Source organism: Acidihalobacter prosperus, assembly GCF_000754095.2.
GTDB lineage: Bacteria > Pseudomonadota > Gammaproteobacteria > DSM-5130 > Acidihalobacteraceae > Acidihalobacter > Acidihalobacter prosperus.
Window position 1 is genome coordinate 557446 of the sequence record NZ_JQSG02000003.1, and the last position, 20143, is coordinate 577588.

A 20143-nucleotide genomic window follows, 5' to 3' on the forward strand; every position below is an offset into this window, starting at 1 on the left:
CCGTCCTCATCGCAGTTGCCGCCAACTGATCCTGATGTTTTGTCCCGCCCCACCGAGGCCGGTCGGAATCAGCTTCGTCTGGCCGTCATTGGTGCTAACGACCATATACACCACGCCGCCATAGGTGACCCAGGATGGACTGCCAACCGCGCCGACGGTTACGCCCGCATAGAGTCCCTCTAGGGTCGCTTGATTGAACGATCCGTTATAATCGCCGATGTTCTGTATCGTAAAGGCGTTGAAACTCAACATCGCGCCATCGCTGGGGTCCAATCCCATGGACCAGCCACCGTTATTGTTGATGCCGCAGGTCAGGCCCAGCTGGCCGATGATGGTGGTATTAACCACAAACACGCCGTAAGCGATATCCGGGTTGTAAACCACCATTTCACCCTGGTAACCGTTGACCGGCGATACCAGATCCAGATACCAGCCGTATTGCGTGCCCGGAGTGCCGTTGTAGCTCAGATCCGCCCACTGCACCGGGTTCTGACTGGTCTGCCGCAGCCCGACCTGGGTGCCGGACGAGTTGGTGCTGTAGATCTCCGAGGTGATGGTCTGTTGCAGCAAGGTGCTGCGCGAGATGCTCGGCGCCGTGCCGAGCGAGGCATACTGGGTGGCCGACGGTGGCACCGTGATGCCGCTGGCGGTGGTGTAGCCGCTATTCCAGTTCGACATGTCCCAGTCCCACACGCCGTAGAGGCTCTGCACGCCGGCCGCGGTGGTATTGGCAATGCCGTCCTGCGGCTCAAGCAGCTTGCCGGTGCCGAACAGCACCATCAGACGACTCTGCGGCTGGCCGGGCGACAGACCGGAGGGGATCGAGACCACCTGCACCTTGGTGGTGATCGCCTGCGCCGTGCCGGCGGCGTTGACCGCGCTGAACAGCGGCGTGCCGGCGGTGTTGCCGTAGGTCGAGACATGCCAGTCCAGCGGATTGCTGCTGGTCAGGTTGAAACGCCAGACGTTGCCGAACAGGTCGCCGGCATAGACGTAGTCGGTGATGTGATCGGCATCGAGGTCGACGGCGGTAGTGTAGCCGATGCCGTCGGGGCGGCTCTGGCCGGTCGGGTCCTGCGCCGGGCCATAGCCGGTGCCCAGCCAATAGACGCTGATCGCGCCGGAGGCCGGGTCGATCAGGCCGATGAAGATGCCGGCCTCGCCGTTGGTGCTGTTGTAGCCGTTGCCCCAGATGATGCCCCACTCGCCGTTGTGGAAACGCCGGATCACGGGCGTGCCGAAGGTGTCGCCCAGATCCTGCGCGCAGTTGGCGTCGTTCACGCAGGTCAGGTTGGCGGTCGTCCAGTCGGCCTTGACCAGGCTGGCGGCGTTGGCCTGGCTGAAATTGGCGGGATTGCTGATGTCGAGCACGAACAGCTCCTTGCCACCCGCGCCGAGTCCGCTCGCCAGCCAGGTGTGCCAGGCACCGCCGTAGAACACGTCGCCGGTGGCGGGCGTGGCGTCGTCATAGTAATGGTGGTTGTACTGCGGATCGGTGTACTGATTGATATTCGCGTACACGCTCTGCGGCACAAAGGCCAGCACCTCCTGGCCGTCGTTATTCGTGGCATCGTAGGTCAGCGCGCCGGTGCTGCTGTTGTAGGTATAGCTGCCCGCGCGGAATCCGTGCAGCATGCCGTCGTTGGCGCCCACGTAGACCACGTTGAGTCGGCTCCAGTTGTTGGCTTCGAACTGGGCGAAGGTCTGCGCGGCGTTGGCGTTTTCCGGCTGGCTTGCGGAAGGATACAGTTTGTCGGTCCAAGTCGCGGGCTGCCCCGGCGTGCTGGGGTAGGATTGGTCTGCATACCCCACCCACACGGGGCTGGAATGCACGATGTCACCAAGCACCCCCGTTCGGGTCCTCAAGGTACCGCCGTTACCCGCGCCTTCCTCCTCGCTGCGCGTACCGCGCAGATAATCCAGCCGCTGCTGGCCGAGGTTGTCGGCGCCGTTGAGCAGGGTCTGTTCGGCCGAGGAGAGGCTGGTCCACTCGAAGGGCACGCCCTGGGTACCGTTGTCGGTGATGATCACCCGGCTGCTGGGCGACTGCGCGGTCACCGAAGTCGTCGCCTGACCCTGTGTATTCGTGCCCATCGCCGGGCAGGCGCCGCCGGTCAGCACGCAGCTTGCGTCCCAATTGGCGTTGGCGCTCACGTAGGGCTGATTGTTGGTCGTATTGATGAGTATTGGCTTGGCCAGCAATTCGCCCCACCAGTTGAGCGGGTGGTAGAGCGCCTGATAGACCTGCGTATCGGTCTGCACTTCGCCGGCCTTCTGTGCATTCACCGCCACCGACGAACCGGATGCGGTGCGCGCCACGATCTGATACAGCGTGCTTGCCAGCGCGCTGGCGAACTGCTGCGGGTTCTGTGCGCTGAGAAAGCCGCCGTGGCCGTCCACGCCCGCGTGCCACAGATCGTCGATGTTGGCATTGGAATTGGCGCCGGGCGTCGGCCAGTTGACCGTGCCATTCTGCAGCTCGGCATAAACGGCGGCCTGGGCCTGAGATTCGGTGGCGCCTGGATTTGCTTGCATGTAGGCCTGCACCAGGGTCGGCGTCACTCCGAGACCGATGGCGAAGGTCACCATGTGCTGCCAGAAGGCCGGGTCCTCGCCATTGGTCGGCACGTCGTTGACCATGCCGGACTGCAAATCGTTTTCCCAGTAGTACATCGCCACGTCAGCCAGCGTATTCGATGCGCCGTCCTGGTATGGATCTGCGGGCGTATATTGATAGGTTTGGCCGTTCGGCCCGGTAATGGTGGGGCCCGTCGAACCATCCACGTTGCCGACGTTGGGATTACTGCCATTCCAGGTACCGTCGGTCACCAGCACGGTGTAGTTGGCGCGGCAGGTGAGGTAGTTCGCCCCGTTGTTGGCCTGTTTCTCGGCCGCGCTGGTGCCCCAGGGCGCGGAGGCACCCGGCTGCTTGCCGAGCCAGCTGCCGACCCCCTTCAGGGCCTTGCGCAGCGGCGTACCGTCCTCCGGAATGGGCTGCTGGTAGAAGCGCTGCAGAAAACCCGCGCGATTGCCGTTCGAAAAGAGGAAAGGCTCGGTGGTGTTGAACTCAGGGTTGCCGCTGGTCGCCATCTGGTTGATGGTGCCGAAATCGACCCGGAAGGTATTGGGCAACTGCATGAAGGCGATGCCGGCACCGGCGCGGGCCATCAGGATGTGCGAACGATAGAATTGAAACCAGTTGGCGAAGTTCTGCATTTCCGCGGCATAGGTGCGGTCCACCTGGGTGCCGTCGCCCTCTATGTAGACGTAGTCGCCGTCGGTCTCGGTGTAGGTGTGATAGGGCAACGGCGACGCGGGCAGGGTGGGCGGCGGGGTGCAGGTGCCGGTATTGCCGTTGGAATTCGCGCTCAGCGTCGGCGGGCAGATCTGCACCTCCTGGAAATTGGCGATGTTGGTCAGATCGCTGTTGCTCGCCGGCCGCGGGCCGATGTAGTTCCAGTACACCGCCGGCCAGAAGCCGTAGCCGGTCGGATTATTGTCGCTATTGAGTCCACTCGGATAGGTACTCGTCCACCACTCGTAGCCATTGGGGCCGTCGACCAGCCAGTGCAGGTTGTTGGAACCCTGCGAATTGCCGATGTAGCCGTTGTTTGGCGTGTTGTTGTTGGAGTCCGTGGAATCGTTCCACACGTTCAGCGCGCGCACATTGGAATTCGGATTGTTGTTGTTGTACGGATTCAGGAATGCGGCATTGGGATTGGCGTTCGGCATCACCCACAGGTTGACGTTGCTGTCCCAGTGGCAGGCGGGGTTGCCGGTCGTGGCGGTCTGGGTCGGCGTGGGTGTCTGCGTGCTGCTTTCGGGGTAGGGCGCAGGGCAGGCCCAGGGCGTGTAGGTCGCGCTCGGATTGTAGTAATTGGCGTTGACGTAGCTTGAGCGGAACTGCGCACCGTAGACGTTGCTGGCGCCGAAGCCTGGGATATAGTCGGAATAGTTGCCGGACCCGTACACGATAGTGTTGCCCACCGGGTAGCCGTAGGTAAAGGCCCCGATCGAACCCTGGTCGCCCAGCCACTCCCACTGCATCGAGCCTGAATCGTCCAGCAGGAACATGATGTTGGGGTCGATGCCCTGCTGGACGATGGTCAGTGGTGCCTGCGCCAGATTGAGGTAGCTGGTCGCCGCCAGTGCGCGCGTGGCGGGCAGGAGCAGCAGGGCCGCCATGACCGGAGCTGCCCAGCGCGTTTGGAATCCGAATAGGGTCTTCATGTCCGCCTGCTCCCGGTCCGCTCAGGACCCGCCAAGATTGTTCGCCGCGGTGTGGCCGCCGCCGCCGCCGCCGACCAGATAGACGCTCTGGACCACCGCGACGGCGTTGGCGTTGCCGCCCGAGCCCCAGGCCGTGATCCGATAAAGGCTGCCGCCGGTGCCTATGCCGGGCCCGATATACTGGATGTAGAACTGCGGCGCCGAATTGTAGGTGTTCACCCCGCCCGAGCTGCTGAAGGTCATCACGCCCGACTGCGGCTGATAGGTACTGGCGGTCGTCCATGGCACGGTGGTCGCCGACGACAGCTGATTGGAGCACACGCGGATGGGCGCGCTCGGGGACGGCGCGTTGTTGCAGACGACGCCCTGGGTCGCGTTGGCGCCCTGGGTCAGCCACCATTGCGCGTATTGCAGCGCCGTCTGCGCGGCGGCGAAGGCGCGATTTTTCTCGCGCGTGTTGCCGGCCATGCGCTCCTGCAGGCCGACATTGCCGAACATGCTGACGCCAAGCAGGGTCAGGATGACCAGGATCAGCAGGCTGACCACCAGTGCGAAGCCGCGCTCGCGCGCATGCGTTCTGCAAGATGCATCCACGGCATGTCTTGCGTTGTTCATCATTTCACCACGTTCTGCAGATCGATCACGCGCGTGAACGGCAGCGTCTGCGGCTGCCCGTTCGGATGCGCGGCGTTATAGAGCGGGTTGGCGAAATCCAGCGTCACGACCAGGGTACGCACCTGCATCCAGGCATTCTGTGCCTGTACTTCGGCGGCGGTCAGATATTGGCGAACCGAACCGCCGGACAGCGCCGCCACCCCATACAGCACCTGCAGGCCGGTGATGCCGCCACCCAAGGGGTTGTAGCCCATGTTGGCCAAGGGCGAGATGACAGGCTGTGGTGTATTGCCGTTGACCTGACATTCCAGCTCGGACTGGGCCGGATCCACACTGATCACATTCACCGTCACCACCGCCAGGCTGCTGGCGTTGCTGCCGCCGTTGCAGTTGATCATGGGGCTGCTGCTGGCACCGCTTGGCGCCGCCACATAACGCACGACGATGGTGGAGCCGGTGCCGTAGATGAATTGACCCGCGGTGGTAAAGGTGCCGTTCGCCGGGAATGCGATCAAATTCGTCGGGATGGTGCTGCTGTAGGGGAAATAGCCACCCTGCTGGATCACGTTCCCCAGCATCGAGCCGGCAAAGCGCTGATTCTCCTGCAATGCCGCCATCGCCTGCTGCTCGGCGTAGGTCTGCTTGGTGCTGACGAACACGGTCACGATACCGGCCAGCAGGAACAGGCTGAGCACCATGGCCACCATCAGCTCGACCAGGCCGAGTCCCGCCTGATGCCGCATGCGCCTGCTCATGGCTGGGTCACCAGCGAGTAGGTCTGCATGGTCGTCGACGGCGCGGGCGCGACCGCGGTACCCGATGCGCCCGGCGCATTGAGGGCCAGCGTTTTCTCGCGCCATTGCACGGAAATCACGCAGGTCATCGGGTCGTTCACCGCCGTGTAGCAGGCCACGTGGCCCTGGGCCGCGGGCAGCTGGCGGCCCAGGCCGATGCCCCAGTTGCGCAAATCCCAGGCCGCCATGCCCTTGGCGCTGCAATTGCTGCTGGTCCCGGTGCAGCTGCTCGGCATCGCCGAGGCCAATACGCTGGCACCGGCACCGGTGAACGTGGCCGATGCGCCGATCGGCGTCACGGTCAAGCCGGCGGGCGCCACATAGGCCCAGTAGCTGGCATTGGCGGCCATGTAGGCGGCCATGTTGGAGGCTTCCATGGCCGCGATGCTGCGCAGACTCGCCGAATGCGTGTTGTTGACCGCCAGCGCCTGCAGGCCGGCGACGCCAAGCAGGCCGATGGTGATGACCAACAGCGCCACCAGCGCCTCGATCAGGCTGAAGCCATTCTGCGTGGTCCGGGGTTTCATGGACACACACCTCCGCTCTCCAGTCGCACCCGCCCGACCATCGAAACCACCAGACATTGCCGGCGACTGACCGTGTCCGCCTGATCGTGCAGCGAGATGGTGCCGGCATTGGCGCTGAAACCACCGCGGTCGAAGGTGACGGCATTCAGATTGCCCGTGCTTGTGTTCGAGCTGCTGAAGCTGTCGGAGGAGGTCATGGCGTCATGAATGCGCAGCACCGGCCCGCCGACAACGGTCACGATCCAGCCGGCGTTCCAGCCAGTGGCCGGGTTGTCGCAGGTCGGCGGGCTGTTCTGCACATAACTCGCGCAGATGCTCACGTTGACGCCCCGCATGATCGCCTCGCTGCGCGCATACTGCATGTCTCCCATCAGGCTGTTGATTTCCGTCGACATCCGGTTGGTCGTGGTCATGCTGCGGTAGCCTGGAATGCCCACCAGCGCGAAAATCGCCACCAGCGCGACCACCACCATCAGCTCGATCAGCGTGAACGCAGTTTGTCTTGTTCTTTTTCCCATGCTCCCTATGTAAAGAGGTCCGCGAGGGCTGTAAAGGCTCCTCGAACCGGCAGCGGATGAAGCCCCGCTTACGGCTGACGAGCGGGGCGGCGCGCGCGCGCGAAGTCTCGCCTCAAGTCCGTTACCATGTGTGCGACCCGCCTCGACCGCGGGTTCACTGCAGAATAACCGGAGGACGATATGGCATATGGTTTCTCGATCAGCCTGAATGCGGGTTTCGACGAGGTCATCGGACGCGTGACCGATGCGCTCAAGACCCAAGGTTTCGGCGTACTGGCGGACATCGATGTGGCCGGCACGCTCAAGGCCAAGATCGGCGTGGACAAGCGCCCGTACCGGATACTCGGCGCCTGCAATCCACAGCTCGCCAACCGCGCGCTGGACGCGGATCCCGACATCGGCCTGCTGCTGCCCTGCAACGTGGTGGTGCGCGACGATGGTGACGGCAAGGTCACGGTCGGCTTCATGGACCCGCAGGCCGTACTCGGCCTGGTCGAGCGCGACGGCATCGGTGAACTCGCCGGCGAGGTACGCGGCCGCCTGGAGGCCGTTCGCGACGCGCTGGCCGCGGGCTGAAGCCTGCCGCCCTGTCCGGCAAAGACGCGGGCAGGGCGGCTTTCCCGCACGCGCTAACGCGCGAGCGCCGTAGCGAGCCGCGCGGCGATGCCCTCGGCCATGCGCAGCCAGTCGGCCGACTGATCCGGAGGCAATTCGGCATCAAGGGTTTGCCGCAGCAATTCCAGCCATCGTGTGAAATGCGCCGCCCGCAGGTTCAGCCGCGCATGCACACCGACCATATCCACCGCCACCTCGTATTCAGGTGGTTTGCCGCCCATGGCGATCCACCAGAAATCCGCCACCCGACGTTCATGCGCGGGCCCATCGGGCAGGCTCGCAAAATTAGGTCCGAGCAGTGCGTCAGCACGCAGGCGGCGGTAAAATTCAGCGATCGTTCGCTCCACGGCTTCTCGGCCGATACGCTGACTCAGAGGGTTCAGGCGTCGATGTGTCGTCATGCGCACATGCTATCACCGGGCGCCGGCCCACCCGCGGCATGAACGATGACTTCTGGCCGGCGCTCGCCGCGCGCCTGGCGCGCGAGCGGGGTATCTCCGCACGAATCGAGCGCGTGCAGCCGGTACCCGGCGGCGATACCAGCCTTGCGTGGCGGTTGACGCTCTCCGGTTTGTCGTATTTCGTCAAATGCGGCCCCGCCCCTGCCCTGCAAATGTTCGCTGCCGAAGCAGAAGGGCTTGCGGCCATCAACGCTACGGCCACGCTCCGTTGCCCGCGTCCGCTGTGGCACGGCGTCGTCGACGCCCGCGCCTGCCTGGTGCTCGAATACCTATCGCTTTCGTATCACGGCAAAGAGACCGCCCTAGGCGAACGGCTGGCGCAGCTGCACCGTCATACCGGCCCGCATTACGGCTGGCATCGCAACAATACGATCGGTGCCACACCGCAGGACAATCGCCCCATGCGCGATTGGACGCGTTTCTGGTACGAGCGACGCCTCGCGCCGCAACTGCGAATGGCGGCGGATCATGGCGCGCCAAGGAGACTCATGGAGGCGGGCGATCGCCTGCTCGCCCGCCTGCCCGCACTGCTCGACGGTCATGCGCCGCCGGCCGCGCTGCTGCACGGTGACCTCTGGGGCGGCAATCACGCCTATGACGCCGACGGCAATCCGGTGATATTCGATCCGGCACCGTATTACGGCGACCGCGAGACTGACCTCGCCATGACCGAACTGTTCGGTGGTTTCGGCGCAAGCTTCCGCGCCGCCTACGAATCCGTCTGGCCGTTGCCGGGCGGCTATGAGAGCCGCAAGCACCTGTACAACCTCTACCACGTCCTCAATCACTACAACCTGTTCGGTGGCGGCTATGCCGGACAGGCGCAAAGACTGATTGAAAACCTGCTGAGTCTCAACGGCTAGATTGCCACGCCTACCACGGCAGCTTACTGCCATCGATGTCGATAAAACGTCCGCTGTCGCGCATCTGTGCGCTTGCCACGTGCCGAAACAATTGCGCCGCACTCTGTTCCACGGACAGCGTTCCGTGCGCACCGCCCATATCCGTACGCACCCAGCCTGGATGCAGTATCAGTACCTTGATGTCATGCGGGCGCAGATCAATCGAGAGGCTCCTGAGCGCCGCGTTCAGCCCGGCCTTCGATGCGCGGTAGGGATAATGTCCCCCGGAACCATTGTCGCCGATACTGCCCATGCGGCTGGTCAGGGTCGCGATCGTTTTGAGCGCGCCGGCGTGCAGATTGGGCAGCAGCGCCTGCGCCAGGAGCAGCGGGGCAACCGTATTGACGCGCAAGGTATCCAGCAGGCCTTCGGCGTCCAGCGACCCGAAACCGTCCACCGATGGGCCGTAGACACCCGCGTTATTGAACAGTACGTCTAGCGGGAGGCCCGACAGCGAATCGGCAAGCCGGGCCATCTGCTCCGGTTCGGCCACATCCAGCGCATGCAGGCTCAGATTGTCATCTGCAATCCGCTCCAGCTCGGCGCTGGCCTGCCGATGGCAGGCATAGACTCGCCAGCCAGCTGCGCGGTAATGCCTGGCCAAAGCCAAGCCTATGCCACGCCCGGCCCCCGTAATCAAAACACTGTGCATGAATTCAAACCTCGCGACGCCGGCCATTGGTGGATTTCGCCACGCTCCTGGCCGGGAAAATATCCCGCTTAACCCTTTTAACACGGCATTCCTGGGCGGCGGGTTCCATTTCAGCCTTTGAGTCTTACGGATTACGAAAAATTCGCTTTATTTATCGCCAATACGGATTTTTCGGGAACTTTATTGCGCGTGTCTGCGTGCTTAGCCGTAACGAGACAGAGCACTGTCCGTTAGCAAACGCATCGACGGGCTTTATCGACCGACTGAATTGGGAGAACGAACATGAAGCGTTACATCTACCTTTCCTACGCACTGCTGGGCATGACCGTTGCGGGCATCACCGTGGCCGCCAGCCCCTTGACCGAACAGTCGCATCACAATGGGGTTCTCAAGGCCGAGTACACGCTGGCCAACCATGCCCGCCTGAAGATGGGCATCGATCAGGCGCAGGTCACCCGCGCCAGCATCAAATACGGCACGCCCGGCCTCTTCGGTCAGAAGGACGTGAGTTACTGGATCGACCACGGCCAGCTGGTAAGCCGTTATTCGGCCCCCGGCGACACCGAGTCGAAGGCCCAGACCGTAACAAGCCCGCGCCGCCCGGGTCTCAACGTGGAACCCAGCAGCATCCGTGTCATCCCGACCCACACGCAGGTCAATGTTGCCGGGCACATGGGCCAGGTGTATCGCATACAGGCACGCATCAATGGCCAGATGCACAGCTGGAACGCCGTGCTCGCCAAGGGCGACCAGATGCGCCGCCTGAACAAGGCCTGGAATCGTCTGGTCGGCCAACTCGGGCCGATCCAGTCTTCCGAGGAAGTGGCTACGACTTTGCTGGCGATCAATCTGCACCCCGAACTCTACGGCTATGCGCCGCTCAAGGTCGGCCACGCGGTCAAGCTCAAGCGTCTGCAGACCGATCTGTCGGTGGCGCGCATCTATCCGCCCAACACCGTCAACATGAGTATCGACGGCTAAGCCCGCACGACACGCTAGGCACAGCTCAGGCCTGAATCGGCAGGCCCTGCGCGGCACGGATCCTTGCAGATCCGTGCCGCTTTTTTTCATCGCGCAGCGACACGCACATACCGTCCCGAGAAGCGTGTCGACGGCGCTAAAGGCGCGCATACGCCGGTCATGCGCCACAGCTCCGCATCATAAGAATGACTTGAAGCGGCCGTTTGCGCGGGACATGATTACGCACTTGATCGATGGAACTTTTTTTTCGGCCGCGTCGTGTTAACAGACAAGACACATAACCGGAAACGATACCGGAGCGACCCGCGGGGACCATACCGCAGGAGACCGACCCAGGATAGCGCGTCCTATTGTGGCCTGCACAGCCCGATTGGAGACGCGCCTCGAGGATTGACGACATGCGACGCAACACCCTGGCAACCATGATGTTACTGACCGGCCTGGCACTTTCCGCCAATGCGCAAGCCGCCGGTAGCGATCTTGACATCACCATCAACGTCGTGGGGCCCAATCAGGACGTCCAGGGCGCTATCGAGAATCACATCAGCATCCCGGCTGGCGACCATGCGCTCGTGCCGCCCCCCGGCGCCTCCGAGGCGCGTTCCGCCGCTCACGAATCGTCCGACGCAAGCGCTCAGGCCAGCGAATCCAGCCAACAAGCCCAGGAATCCTCGCAGCAGGCTCAGGAGTCGTCGCAACAGGCTCAGGAAACGTCGCAGCAAACCCAGGAATCCTCACAGCAGGCCCAGCAGCAAGCCCAGCAGCAGGCCCAGCAGGACGCGCAGGATGCCGCCTCGCAACCGGACAATTGAGGTAGCGTTGCGGCTGCGCGTGACCGCCCAACCACGCGATTACTCCACGGTGACGGACTTCGCCAGGTTCCTCGGCTGATCGACGTCGGTACCCTTGAATACCGCGGTATGATACGCCAGCAATTGCAGCGGCACGGTCATCAGCACCGGGGCCAGCATCCCCGAGCCCCCAGGCACCTCGATCACGTTCATCCCCGGACCGTTCTCGAGCGCTACGCCCGGCTCGGCGAACACGAACAGCTCTCCGCCACGTGCGCGCACTTCCTCCAAATTGGATTTGAGCTTCTCCAGCATGTCGTTGTTCGGCGCGACGGCGATTACCGGCATGTCCGCATCGACCAGGGCCAGCGGCCCGTGCTTGAGCTCACCCGCAGGGTAGGCCTCGGCATGGATGTAAGAGATTTCCTTGAGTTTGAGTGCGCCTTCCATCGCCACCGGATAGAACGCGCCGCGCCCAAGAAACAGCGCGTGGCCGCGTTCGACGTAGCGCTCGGCAACGCGGGTGATGAGTGGATCGAGCGCCAGCGCCTTTTCGACCAAGCCCGGCAGCTGTAAGAGCTCGCCGCGTAACCTGCGCATCACAGCGGCGTCCGCGCCGCGCGATTGCGCCAGCAACAGCACAACCTGCATCAGCGCCACCAGCTGGGTCGTAAAGGCCTTGGTCGAGGCCACGCCGATCTCGGGACCCGCATGCGTCAACAGCACCAGTTCGGATTCGCGTACCAGCGAACTTTCGGGCACGTTGCAGATTGCCAGCCGGGCGAGGTAATGCTCGTCGCGCGATGCCTGCACCGCGGCCAGCGTATCTGCGGTCTCGCCGGACTGGGACAGTGTCAGAAACAGCGAATTGGGCAACACCACGTGACGGCGATAGCGGTACTCGCTGGCCACCTCTACCTGGCAGGGGATATTGGCGATCTCTTCCATCCAATAACGCGCGATCATGCCGGCATGATAGCTGGTCCCGCAGGCAACGATCTGCACGGCCTCGATCTGCGGCAGAAGCGCCTCTGCCGCCACGCCCAGCACACCGGGCGAGAGCGGCCGATCTTCGATCACGCGCCCCTCCAGTGTCTCGCTGATCGCGAAAGGCTGCTCGAAAATTTCCTTCTGCATGAAATGGCGATACTGTCCGCGATCGATGGCGCCGGCGGTCAGCCCGGAAACCCTTATCTCGCGCATCACCCGGTCGCCTTCGCGGTCATAGATGGCCACTTCGTCTCGGCGCAGGTCGACCACTTCGCCGTTTTCAAGGAACGAAAACCGTTGAGTCACTGGCAGCAGGGCCTGCACGTCCGAGGCCACGAAATGTTCGCCAATACCGAAACCGACGACCAATGGCGGTCCGTTGCGACACGCGACCACGCGCCCGGGATCATCGCAGGCGATCACGGCCAGGGCATAGGCACCTTCCAACTCGGCCACCACGTGCTGCACGGCCTGCAAAAGGTCGTCACCCCGATCGAGGTAGTAGGCAATTCGGTGTGCAGCGACCTCGGTGTCCGTCTCGGACTCGAAGTTGTAGCCAAGCGCCTTCAGCTCGGCGCGCAACGGTGCGTGATTTTCGATGATGCCATTGTGGACGATGGCCACACGGCCACTTGATATGTGCGGATGCGCATTCAACTCCGTCGGCGAACCATGTGTCGCCCAGCGGGTATGTGCGATACCGGCCTTGCCGATCAGCGGCGTCTCGGCCAACGCCTGCCCCAGCTCCGCGACCTTGCCTACCCGTCGACGCCGATGCAGCTGGTTCTGCTCGTCGAGCACGGCCAGCCCGGCCGAATCGTAGCCGCGATATTCGAGCCTGCGCAGCCCTTCGAGCAGAATGTCCTGCACGTTTCTTTCGGCGATGCCGGCGACTATCCCACACATGCGCGCTATTCCTTGTGCTTGGCCGGCCTGCGCCAGCCTTCTATCGTTGACTGGCGGGCGCGCGCCAGTGTGAGCTTGTCGTCGGGCGCGTCGCGCGTGATCACGGACCCCGCGCCGATGGTGGCCCCCGGGCCGACGCTCACGGGCGCCACCAGAGCGGTGTTCGAGCCTATGAACGCATGCGCGCCGATCCGCGTCCGATGCTTGTTCACGCCATCATAGTTGCAGGTGATGGTGCCGGCACCAACATTGACGCCCGCGCCGATGCTGGCATCGCCGATATAGCTCAGGTGATTGATTTTGCTGCCGCTGTCGATCTCCGCGTTCTTGATCTCCACGAAATTGCCCACATGCGCGCCAGCGGCCAGGCGCGTCCCAGGCCGCAGGCGCGCGAATGGTCCGATGCGACACCCAGCGCCGACCTCGGCGCCATCGATCACCGACTGCGCGAGCACTTCGGCCCCGCGCTCAAGACGGCAATTGCGCAATACGCAGTGGGCGCCGATGCGAACGCCGTCCGCCAGCGTGACATCGCCTTCGAAAACCGCGCCGTTGTCGATCTCGACATCGCTACCGACGTGGACATGCCCGCGGATCTCGATCGTATCGGGATTTCTCAGCAGCGCACCGGCCCGCATGAGCGCGCTCGCCCGCCTCGCGCGCAGGACGCGCTCCGCCTGTGCGAGCTGGCTTCGGTCGTTGACGCCCTGAGTTTCATCGATATCGTGGCAACGATGCGTCGCGATAGGAACGCCGTCCGCTTTCGCGAGCGCGATACAGTCGGTCAGATAGTATTCGCCCTGCGCATTGTCGCAGCCAACGCGCGACAACCAATCGGCCCAGCGCGCACAAGGCGCCGCCATGATACCGGTATTGACTTCTCGGAGTGCTTTTTGGGATTCGTCCGCGTCGCGTTCCTCGACAATGCCGACAACCGCACCGCTATCGTCGCGCACGATACGCCCGTAGCCGCTGGGGTCCGGCAACGTCACAGTGAGCAGTGCAAGCCCGTCGGAGGGGCGACTTGCCAGCAAGGCCTTCAGGGTCTGCGGACGTATCAGCGGGACGTCGCCGTAGAGCACCAGCACCACGGCGGCGGCATCGATGGCAGCGAGCGCACACTGCAATGCGTGGCCGGTGCCGAGCTGCGGCGACTGAGTTGCGGTGACATAATTGCCGCCCAGGGCCGCCTCCACCTGATCGGCAGCATGGCCGAGCACCACGACGGGCGGCGCCAACTCCAGCCCGCAGACGGTATCGAGTACATGCGCCAGCAAGGTCTTTTCGGCCAAGGCCTGCAAAACCTTCGGCCGGGCGGAGTGCATGCGTGTCCCTCGGCCGGCGGCCAGGATCACGGGAACTACCGGTACATCCACGGGCATCAGGTGCGATCCATCGGGCGGCAGTGGCCCGCCGGGCGCAAGCGCGTCTGGCTTAGCCGTGACGGCCCTGCTTGAGGTTGCGAATCATGCGCAGACGCGCCTCGGCCTCCGCCAGTTCGGCCTGCGCGCGCGCGAAATCGATGTCGGCCTTGCGGTTCGCCATCGATGCCTCCGCACGCTCCTTGGCGGCCTTGGCCTCGGCTTCATCAAGGTCCTTCGCCCGCACCGCGCTGTCAGCCAGCACGGTCACGACGTGCGGCTGGACTTCCAGCACGCCGCCTGAAACGAAAAAATGCATCGTCTCGGCGGAACCTTCAGGCTTGACCCGGACCTCGCCGGGCTTCAGCTGAGAAAGCAGCGGGGTGTGCCTCGGCCAGATGCCGACCTCGCCCAGCGCGGCGGGTGCAAACAGATGCTCCGCCGTGCCGGAATAGATCGACTCTTCCGCGCTGACGATATTGACGTGCATGGTCATTGCCATCTTGGACCCCGATCGTCAGCTTACTTGAGAGTTTTGGCCTTCTCGACTGCTTCGTCGATGGTGCCGACCATGTAAAACGCCTGCTCGGGCAGGTGGTCGTACTCGCCGGCCACGATTGCCTTGAAGCCCTGGATCGTATCCTTGAGCGACACGTACTTGCCCGGCGCGCCGGTGAACACTTCGGCGACGAAGAAGGGCTGTGACAGGAAGCGCTGGATCTTGCGCGCACGGGCGACGATCAGCTTATCGTCCTCCGACAGCTCGTCCATGCCCAGAATCGCAATGATGTCCTTGAGCTCCTTGTAGCGCTGCAGCACATTCTGCACCGCGCGCGCCGTATCGTAATGCTCGGCGCCGATGACCTGCGGATCCAGCTGGCGACTGGTCGAGTCCAGCGGGTCCACCGCGGGGTAGATGCCCAGCTCCGCAATCTGGCGAGACAGCACGACAGTCGCGTCGAGGTGGGCGAAGGTGGTCGCAGGAGACGGGTCGGTCAAATCGTCCGCAGGCACGTACACGGCCTGGATCGAGGTGATCGAGCCGGTCTTGGTCGAGGTGATGCGCTCCTGAAGCACGCCCATTTCCTCAGCCAGAGTCGGCTGGTAGCCCACCGCGGACGGCATGCGGCCCAGCAGTGCGGACACCTCGGTACCGGCCAGCGTGTAGCGGTAGATATTGTCGATGAACATCAGCACGTCGCGACCTTCGTCGCGGAAGTACTCGGCCATGGTGAGGCCGGTCAGCGCAACGCGCAGACGGTTGCCCGGCGGCTCGTTCATCTGGCCGTAGACCATGGCCACCTTGGATTCCTCGAGATTGTCGAGGCGGATGACGTTGGCTTCCGACATTTCGTGATAGAAATCGTTGCCCTCGCGGGTGCGCTCGCCCACGCCCGCAAACACCGAAAGCCCGGAATGCTGGGTCGCGATGTTGTTGATCAGCTCGAGCATGTTGACGGTCTTGCCCACACCGGCGCCGCCGAACAGACCGACCTTGCCGCCCTTCGCGAAGGGGCAAAGCAGGTCGATGACCTTGATGCCGGTTTCGAGCAGTTCGGTCGAGCTCGCCTGTTCGTCGAAGGTCGGAGCAGCGCGGTGGATCGGCCACCTTTCCTCGGTCTTCACTTCCCCGCGTTCGTCCTGCGGTTCGCCCAGGACATTCATGATGCGTCCCAGGGTTCCCTTGCCGACCGGCACCGAAATCGGCGCGCCGGTGGAGGCAACATCCATACCGCGGCGCAGGCCGTCGGTCGAGCCCATCGCGATCGCGCGCACCACGCCGTCGCCCAGCTGTTGCTGCACTTCCAGCGTGAGATTCTTTTCCTCGATCTTCAGTGCGTCGTAGATCTTCGGCACGTTGTCTCGCGGAAACTCCACATCGATGATGGCACCGATGATTTCAACGATTTTCCCAGAACTCATGGTCTGTCCCCTGTAAACACGTATTCCTTGGGCCGGTGCGTCTGTTTAGACGGCCGCGGCGCCGCCGACTATTTCCGAAATCTCTTGGGTGATCGCGGCCTGGCGGGCCTTGTTGTACACCAGCTGCAGCTCGTTGATCAGCGAACCCGCGTTGTCCGAAGCGCTCTTCATGGCGACCATGCGCGAAGCCATCTCACAAGCCACGTTCTCGACCACCCCCTGGTAGACAAGCGATTCGACATAGCGCTTGAGCAATTCGTCGAGCACCTGCTTGGCCTCGGGCTCGTACAGGTAGTCCCAGTGGTGCTCAAGGCGCTCGTCCTTGATCGGCTCGATGGGCAGCAACTGAGTGATCACGGGCTTTTGCGTCATGGTATTGACGAACTCGTTCTCGACCAGATAGAGGCGATCGATACGGCCTTCCTCGTAAGCCGAAAGCATGGCACCCACCGAACCGATCAGATCACCGAGCCTCGGTTTGTCGCCGAGGTGTGTAGTCTGAGCGACGATGTTGCCGCCGAAGCGCTTGAAGAATGAGCTTGCCTTGGCACCGATCAGGCAAAGATCGATTTCCTTGCCCTGTTGCTGCCACTCACGCATAGACGCCAGCGCACGCTTGAACAGGTTCACATTGAGGCCGCCGCACAGCCCGCGGTCCGTGGAAATCAGCACGAAGCCGACCCGCTTGACATCGCGGTTCTCCATGTACGCATGGCGGTACTCGGGATGCGCCATCGACAGATGCCCGATCACCTCGTGGATTTTCTGCGCATAGGGGCGGCTCGCCTCCATGCGCTCCTGCGCCTTGCGCATCTTGCTCGCGGCCACCATTTCCATGGCCTTGGTGATCTTCTGAGTATTCTTGATACTCTTGATCTTCGAGCGGATCTCTTTAGCGGCTGCCATTGCGCGTTACCAGACGTTGTTGGCCTTGAAATGCTCCAGAGCCTGCTTCATCTCCGCGGCAATCTCGTCGTTGAAATCACCCTTCTCGTTGATGCGTGCAAGCAATTCGGCCTTTTCGGACCTCAGATAGCTGTGCAGGGCCGCCTCGAAGTCGACGACCTTCTTGACGTCGACGTCATCCAGGAAGCCTTCGTTTGCGGCGAACAGCGAGAAAGCCATCTCCCCGATCGACAACGGCTGATACTGCTTCTGCTTCATAAGCTCGGTGACGCGCTGGCCGCGCTCAAGCTGCTTGCGCGTGAAGTCGTCCAGATCCGAGGCGAACTGCGAGAAAGCCGCCAGCTCACGATACTGCGCCAGCGCCAGACGCACGCCGCCGCCCAGCTTCTTGATGATCTTGGTCTGCGCCGCACCGCCCACGCGCGAAACCGAGAGGCCCGCGTTAATCGCCGGACGGATACCGGAGTTGAACAGGTCCGTTTCCAGGAAAATCTGGCCGTCGGTGATCGAGATCACGTTGGTCGGCACGAAGGCGGACACGTCGCCGGCCTGGGTTTCAATGATCGGCAACGCCGTCAACGAGCCGGTCTTACCCTTGACCTTGCCACCGGTAAACGCCTCGACATAGTCGGCATTGACGCGCGAGGCGCGCTCCAGCAGACGCGAGTGCAGGTAGAACACGTCACCGGGATAGGCTTCGCGGCCCGGCGGGCGACGCAGCAGCAGCGACACCTGTCGGTAGGCCCAGGCCTGCTTGGTCAAATCGTCGTACACGATGAGCGCGTCTTCGCCGCGGTCGCGGAAGTACTCGCCCATGGCGCAGCCCGCGTAAGGCGCAATGTACTGCATGGCTGCTGAATCGGCGGCGGCGGCGGCGACGATGATGGTGTGTTCGAGCGCGCCGTGCTCTTCCAGTTTACGCACCACGTTGGCAATCGAGGAGGCTTTCTGACCGACCGCCACGTAGATGCACTTAACGCCGGTGCCTTTCTGGTTGATGATCGCATCGACGGCCACCGCGGTTTTGCCGGTCTGGCGGTCGCCAATGATCAATTCGCGCTGGCCGCGACCGACCGGCACCATGGCGTCGATGGCCTTGATGCCCATCTGCACCGGCTGGTCGACCGATTGGCGCTCGATCACGCCGGGCGCAATCTTTTCGATCGGCGAGGTCCCGTCCGATTCGATCGGACCCTTGCCGTCAAGGGGATTGCCCAGCGAGTCCACGACGCGGCCCAGAAGGCCGGGGCCGACCGGCACCTCGAGGATACGCCCAGTGCACTTGGCGGCGTCGCCCTCGCTGATGTGCTTGTAGTCACCCAACACCACGGCACCCACCGAATCGCGCTCCAGATTGAGCGCGAGGCCGTAGGTCTCGCCGGGGAACTCGATCATCTCGCCCGCCATCACGTCTGACAGACCATGAATGCGCACGATGCCGTCGGAAAGGCTGACCACCGTACCTTCGGTGCGGGCCTCCGCCACGGACTCGAAATCCTTGATGCGCTTTTTGATGAGATCGCTGATTTCAGTCGGATTGAGTTGCATCTCTTAAATTCCTCTTAGCGGCTCATGGCCCGGGCCATCTGCCCGAGACGTCCTTTGAGTGAGCCATCGATGACCAGATCGCCTGCGTGTACGACAACGCCCGCCAGCAGTTCGGGATCCTCGCGCGTGCTGAGATTCACGTTCTTGCCCAGCCGCCGCTTGAGCGCCGCCACCAGCGAATCCCGCTGCTTTTCGTCCAGCGGAAAGGCGCTGATCGCCTCGGCCTCGACCGTGCCTTCCGCGGCATCGCGAAGCGACTCGAAGCAGGCGGCCAACTCGCCGGCTGCCTGCAGACGGCGGTTTTCGGCCAGCAGGCGCACTAGGTTGGACGACTCAGCATCAAATACGTCACCGCCGGCATCGATGATGATCTGTGCCTGGACCAATGGCGGCACACGCGGGTCTAGGATCAGCGTCTGCACGTCGGGCAGGCGCACCAGCTCGGCCAAGGTGTCGACGGCCTTTTTCCAGGCATCGACGCGTTGCGAGGACTGCGCCAGCTCGAAAACCGCCCTGGCGTAGGGTCGGGCGTAGGTGATCTGCTCGGACATAGTACGGGTCTCCGTCAGATCTGGCCGACGAGATCGTCGAGCGCCTGCTCGTGTACCTTGGCGTCGACCTCACGCACCAGCACACGGCCGGCGCCTTCGACGGCCAGGGTAACGACCTGACCACGCAACTGCTGCCGTGCCCTGGCGATCTCCTGGTTGAGCTCGGCTTCTGCAGCCGCCTTGATTCGATCGCTCTCGGCGGTAGCCGCATTCTTGGCCTCGTCGATGATCTCGGCGCTGCGCTTTTGCGCCTGCGCAATGATCTCAGCGGCCTGCGCCTTGGCTTCGCGTAAACGTTCCTCGGCACGCTGCTCGGCAAGTTCGTGTTCGCGACGCCCGCGTTCGGCGGCCGCAAGACCTTCCGCGATGCGGCTCTTGCGATCCTCCAGCATGCGCGTCATCGGCCCCCACAGGGTCGCCTTGACGAACCATACCAGCAACCCGAACGTCAGGATCTGGGCAAAAAGTGTTGCGGTAATACTCACGGTAGCCCCCCGGTCTGCAGGCTGGGTTTATCGGAAGATCAGCCGCCTACGGCAGCCTTGACGGCGCTGGTGGCCGCACCGATGAACGGGTTTGCAAACAGGAACCACATGGCGAAGGCCAGGATGATGAAGGGGAAGGATTCCATCAGGCCGGCAAAGATGAACATATTGGTCATGAGGGTCGGGCGCAGTTCGGGCTGGCGTGCGATGCCCTCGAGCGTCTTGGAGCAGATCAGGCCCCAGCCGATGGCCGAGCCAAGGCCCGCAGCGGCAAGGATCACGCCCACGCCGACGGCGGTGTAGGCGTAGATCATGGTGATCATTTCGGGATTCAAGTTCATGGTGACCTCCTCAAAAGTCTGATGATTTCGTCAATGGCTAGGTTAA

At 63.2% G+C, this 20143-nt stretch carries 20 protein-coding genes; 4 read left to right on the forward strand and 16 right to left on the reverse strand.

Features of this window, described 5'->3' with window-relative positions; translation table 11 throughout:
* Window positions 1-6 precede the first annotated feature (6 nt).
* From THPRO_RS09340 to THPRO_RS09360, 5 genes are read right to left on the reverse strand one after another with little or no spacing between them, the layout of a single operon-like run.
* A complete protein-coding gene (locus THPRO_RS09340; RefSeq protein ID WP_082954555.1) occupies window positions 7-4230 on the reverse strand; it encodes a pilus assembly protein in 4224 nt (1407 codons plus the stop codon).
* Window positions 4231-4251: 21 nt separating this feature from the next.
* Entirely contained in the window at window positions 4252-4845 is a 594-nt protein-coding gene (locus THPRO_RS09345) for a pilus assembly PilX family protein (RefSeq protein ID WP_052064110.1), read from the reverse strand.
* Window positions 4845-5600, reverse strand: a complete 756-nt coding sequence (locus THPRO_RS09350) for a prepilin-type N-terminal cleavage/methylation domain-containing protein (RefSeq protein WP_038087825.1) — start codon at window positions 5598-5600, stop codon at window positions 4845-4847. Before THPRO_RS09350 ends, THPRO_RS09345 begins: the two co-directional genes overlap by 1 nt.
* Window positions 5597-6166: a type IV pilus modification protein PilV gene (gene pilV, locus THPRO_RS09355; RefSeq protein ID WP_161489962.1), complete on the reverse strand. Its 570-nt coding sequence runs from the start codon at window positions 6164-6166 to the stop codon at window positions 5597-5599. Before pilV ends, THPRO_RS09350 begins: the two co-directional genes overlap by 4 nt.
* On the reverse strand, window positions 6163-6684 hold the full coding sequence (locus tag THPRO_RS09360; RefSeq protein WP_082954558.1) for a GspH/FimT family pseudopilin: 522 nt from the start codon (window positions 6682-6684) through the stop codon (window positions 6163-6165). Before THPRO_RS09360 ends, pilV begins: the two co-directional genes overlap by 4 nt.
* 180 nt (window positions 6685-6864) lie before the next feature.
* Between THPRO_RS09360 and THPRO_RS09365 the strand changes: the two genes are divergently transcribed.
* Window positions 6865-7260 (forward strand): DUF302 domain-containing protein, encoded by a 396-nt coding sequence (locus THPRO_RS09365; RefSeq protein ID WP_065089541.1) that lies wholly within the window; start codon window positions 6865-6867, stop codon window positions 7258-7260.
* A 53-nt stretch (window positions 7261-7313) separates the two neighbouring features.
* Here the strand turns inward: THPRO_RS09365 and THPRO_RS09370 are convergent, their stop codons facing one another.
* Window positions 7314-7700 carry a group III truncated hemoglobin gene (locus tag THPRO_RS09370; protein ID WP_038088156.1) on the reverse strand — a complete coding sequence of 129 codons (387 nt, stop codon included), beginning with the start codon at window positions 7698-7700 and terminating at the stop codon, window positions 7314-7316.
* Window positions 7701-7738: 38 nt separating this feature from the next.
* Between THPRO_RS09370 and THPRO_RS09375 the strand changes: the two genes are divergently transcribed.
* A complete protein-coding gene (locus THPRO_RS09375; protein WP_065089542.1) occupies window positions 7739-8623 on the forward strand; it encodes a fructosamine kinase family protein in 885 nt (294 codons plus the stop codon).
* Window positions 8624-8633: 10 nt separating this feature from the next.
* Here the strand turns inward: THPRO_RS09375 and THPRO_RS09380 are convergent, their stop codons facing one another.
* A complete protein-coding gene (locus tag THPRO_RS09380; RefSeq protein WP_201786969.1) occupies window positions 8634-9341 on the reverse strand; it encodes an SDR family oxidoreductase in 708 nt (235 codons plus the stop codon).
* A 255-nt stretch (window positions 9342-9596) separates the two neighbouring features.
* Here THPRO_RS09380 and THPRO_RS09385 point away from each other — a divergent pair, with 255 nt between their 5' ends.
* The gene (locus tag THPRO_RS09385; protein ID WP_038087818.1) at window positions 9597-10295 is read left to right on the forward strand and encodes a hypothetical protein; all 699 of its coding nucleotides are present in this window, start codon (window positions 9597-9599) and stop codon (window positions 10293-10295) included.
* Between the two features lie 398 nt (window positions 10296-10693).
* Window positions 10694-11107, forward strand: a complete 414-nt coding sequence (locus THPRO_RS09390) for a hypothetical protein (RefSeq protein WP_038087816.1) — start codon at window positions 10694-10696, stop codon at window positions 11105-11107.
* A gap of 39 nt (window positions 11108-11146) precedes the next feature.
* On the opposite strand, the gene glmS is transcribed toward THPRO_RS09390, so the two are convergent.
* The 9 genes from glmS to atpE are packed head-to-tail and all read right to left on the reverse strand — an operon-like array spanning window position 11147 to window position 20097.
* Window positions 11147-12982, reverse strand: coding sequence for a glutamine--fructose-6-phosphate transaminase (isomerizing) (gene glmS / locus THPRO_RS09395; protein ID WP_065089543.1), 1836 nt, complete (start codon window positions 12980-12982; stop codon window positions 11147-11149).
* 5 nt (window positions 12983-12987) lie between these two features.
* Window positions 12988-14364, reverse strand: coding sequence for a bifunctional UDP-N-acetylglucosamine diphosphorylase/glucosamine-1-phosphate N-acetyltransferase GlmU (gene glmU / locus THPRO_RS09400; RefSeq protein WP_038087814.1), 1377 nt, complete (start codon window positions 14362-14364; stop codon window positions 12988-12990).
* 52 nt (window positions 14365-14416) lie between these two features.
* A complete protein-coding gene (locus THPRO_RS09405) occupies window positions 14417-14845 on the reverse strand; it encodes a F0F1 ATP synthase subunit epsilon (RefSeq protein WP_038087812.1) in 429 nt (142 codons plus the stop codon).
* A gap of 20 nt (window positions 14846-14865) precedes the next feature.
* Window positions 14866-16266, reverse strand: a complete 1401-nt coding sequence (gene atpD / locus THPRO_RS09410) for a F0F1 ATP synthase subunit beta (protein ID WP_038087810.1) — start codon at window positions 16264-16266, stop codon at window positions 14866-14868.
* Window positions 16267-16311: 45 nt separating this feature from the next.
* Window positions 16312-17172 (reverse strand): F0F1 ATP synthase subunit gamma, encoded by an 861-nt coding sequence (atpG, locus tag THPRO_RS09415; protein WP_065089544.1) that lies wholly within the window; start codon window positions 17170-17172, stop codon window positions 16312-16314.
* 6 nt (window positions 17173-17178) lie between these two features.
* Window positions 17179-18720, reverse strand: coding sequence for a F0F1 ATP synthase subunit alpha (gene atpA, locus THPRO_RS09420; protein ID WP_065089545.1), 1542 nt, complete (start codon window positions 18718-18720; stop codon window positions 17179-17181).
* A gap of 14 nt (window positions 18721-18734) precedes the next feature.
* Complete coding sequence (locus THPRO_RS09425) at window positions 18735-19271, reverse strand: F0F1 ATP synthase subunit delta (RefSeq protein ID WP_038087808.1); 537 nt, start codon at window positions 19269-19271, stop codon at window positions 18735-18737.
* Window positions 19272-19285: 14 nt separating this feature from the next.
* Window positions 19286-19756 carry a F0F1 ATP synthase subunit B gene (locus THPRO_RS09430; RefSeq protein WP_038087805.1) on the reverse strand — a complete coding sequence of 157 codons (471 nt, stop codon included), beginning with the start codon at window positions 19754-19756 and terminating at the stop codon, window positions 19286-19288.
* 38 nt (window positions 19757-19794) lie between these two features.
* Window positions 19795-20097: a F0F1 ATP synthase subunit C gene (gene atpE / locus THPRO_RS09435; protein ID WP_038087802.1), complete on the reverse strand. Its 303-nt coding sequence runs from the start codon at window positions 20095-20097 to the stop codon at window positions 19795-19797.
* Window positions 20098-20143 lie beyond the last annotated feature (46 nt).

What these genes read in the sequence shown, in the direction of transcription:
- glmU (WP_038087814.1), bottom strand. Translation starts at nt 14,364, where the DNA reads ATGCCCGTGGATGTACCGGTAGTTCCCGTGATCCTGGCCGCCGGCCGA.
- THPRO_RS09425 (WP_038087808.1), bottom strand. Translation starts at nt 19,271, where the DNA reads ATGTCCGAGCAGATCACCTACGCCCGACCCTACGCCAGGGCGGTTTTC.
- THPRO_RS09385 (WP_038087818.1), top strand. Translation starts at nt 9,597, where the DNA reads ATGAAGCGTTACATCTACCTTTCCTACGCACTGCTGGGCATGACCGTT.
- THPRO_RS09380 (WP_201786969.1), bottom strand. Translation starts at nt 9,341, where the DNA reads ATGGCCGGCGTCGCGAGGTTTGAATTCATGCACAGTGTTTTGATTACG.
- pilV (WP_161489962.1), bottom strand. Translation starts at nt 6,166, where the DNA reads ATGAAACCCCGGACCACGCAGAATGGCTTCAGCCTGATCGAGGCGCTG.
- THPRO_RS09340 (WP_082954555.1), bottom strand. Translation starts at nt 4,230, where the DNA reads ATGAAGACCCTATTCGGATTCCAAACGCGCTGGGCAGCTCCGGTCATG.
- THPRO_RS09390 (WP_038087816.1), top strand. Translation starts at nt 10,694, where the DNA reads ATGCGACGCAACACCCTGGCAACCATGATGTTACTGACCGGCCTGGCA.
- THPRO_RS09360 (WP_082954558.1), bottom strand. Translation starts at nt 6,684, where the DNA reads ATGGGAAAAAGAACAAGACAAACTGCGTTCACGCTGATCGAGCTGATG.
- THPRO_RS09350 (WP_038087825.1), bottom strand. Translation starts at nt 5,600, where the DNA reads ATGAGCAGGCGCATGCGGCATCAGGCGGGACTCGGCCTGGTCGAGCTG.
- THPRO_RS09405 (WP_038087812.1), bottom strand. Translation starts at nt 14,845, where the DNA reads ATGGCAATGACCATGCACGTCAATATCGTCAGCGCGGAAGAGTCGATC.
- THPRO_RS09375 (WP_065089542.1), top strand. Translation starts at nt 7,739, where the DNA reads ATGAACGATGACTTCTGGCCGGCGCTCGCCGCGCGCCTGGCGCGCGAG.
- THPRO_RS09365 (WP_065089541.1), top strand. Translation starts at nt 6,865, where the DNA reads ATGGCATATGGTTTCTCGATCAGCCTGAATGCGGGTTTCGACGAGGTC.
- atpA (WP_065089545.1), bottom strand. Translation starts at nt 18,720, where the DNA reads ATGCAACTCAATCCGACTGAAATCAGCGATCTCATCAAAAAGCGCATC.
- THPRO_RS09345 (WP_052064110.1), bottom strand. Translation starts at nt 4,845, where the DNA reads ATGAACAACGCAAGACATGCCGTGGATGCATCTTGCAGAACGCATGCG.
- THPRO_RS09370 (WP_038088156.1), bottom strand. Translation starts at nt 7,700, where the DNA reads ATGACGACACATCGACGCCTGAACCCTCTGAGTCAGCGTATCGGCCGA.
- atpG (WP_065089544.1), bottom strand. Translation starts at nt 17,172, where the DNA reads ATGGCAGCCGCTAAAGAGATCCGCTCGAAGATCAAGAGTATCAAGAAT.
- atpD (WP_038087810.1), bottom strand. Translation starts at nt 16,266, where the DNA reads ATGAGTTCTGGGAAAATCGTTGAAATCATCGGTGCCATCATCGATGTG.
- glmS (WP_065089543.1), bottom strand. Translation starts at nt 12,982, where the DNA reads ATGTGTGGGATAGTCGCCGGCATCGCCGAAAGAAACGTGCAGGACATT.
- atpE (WP_038087802.1), bottom strand. Translation starts at nt 20,097, where the DNA reads ATGAACTTGAATCCCGAAATGATCACCATGATCTACGCCTACACCGCC.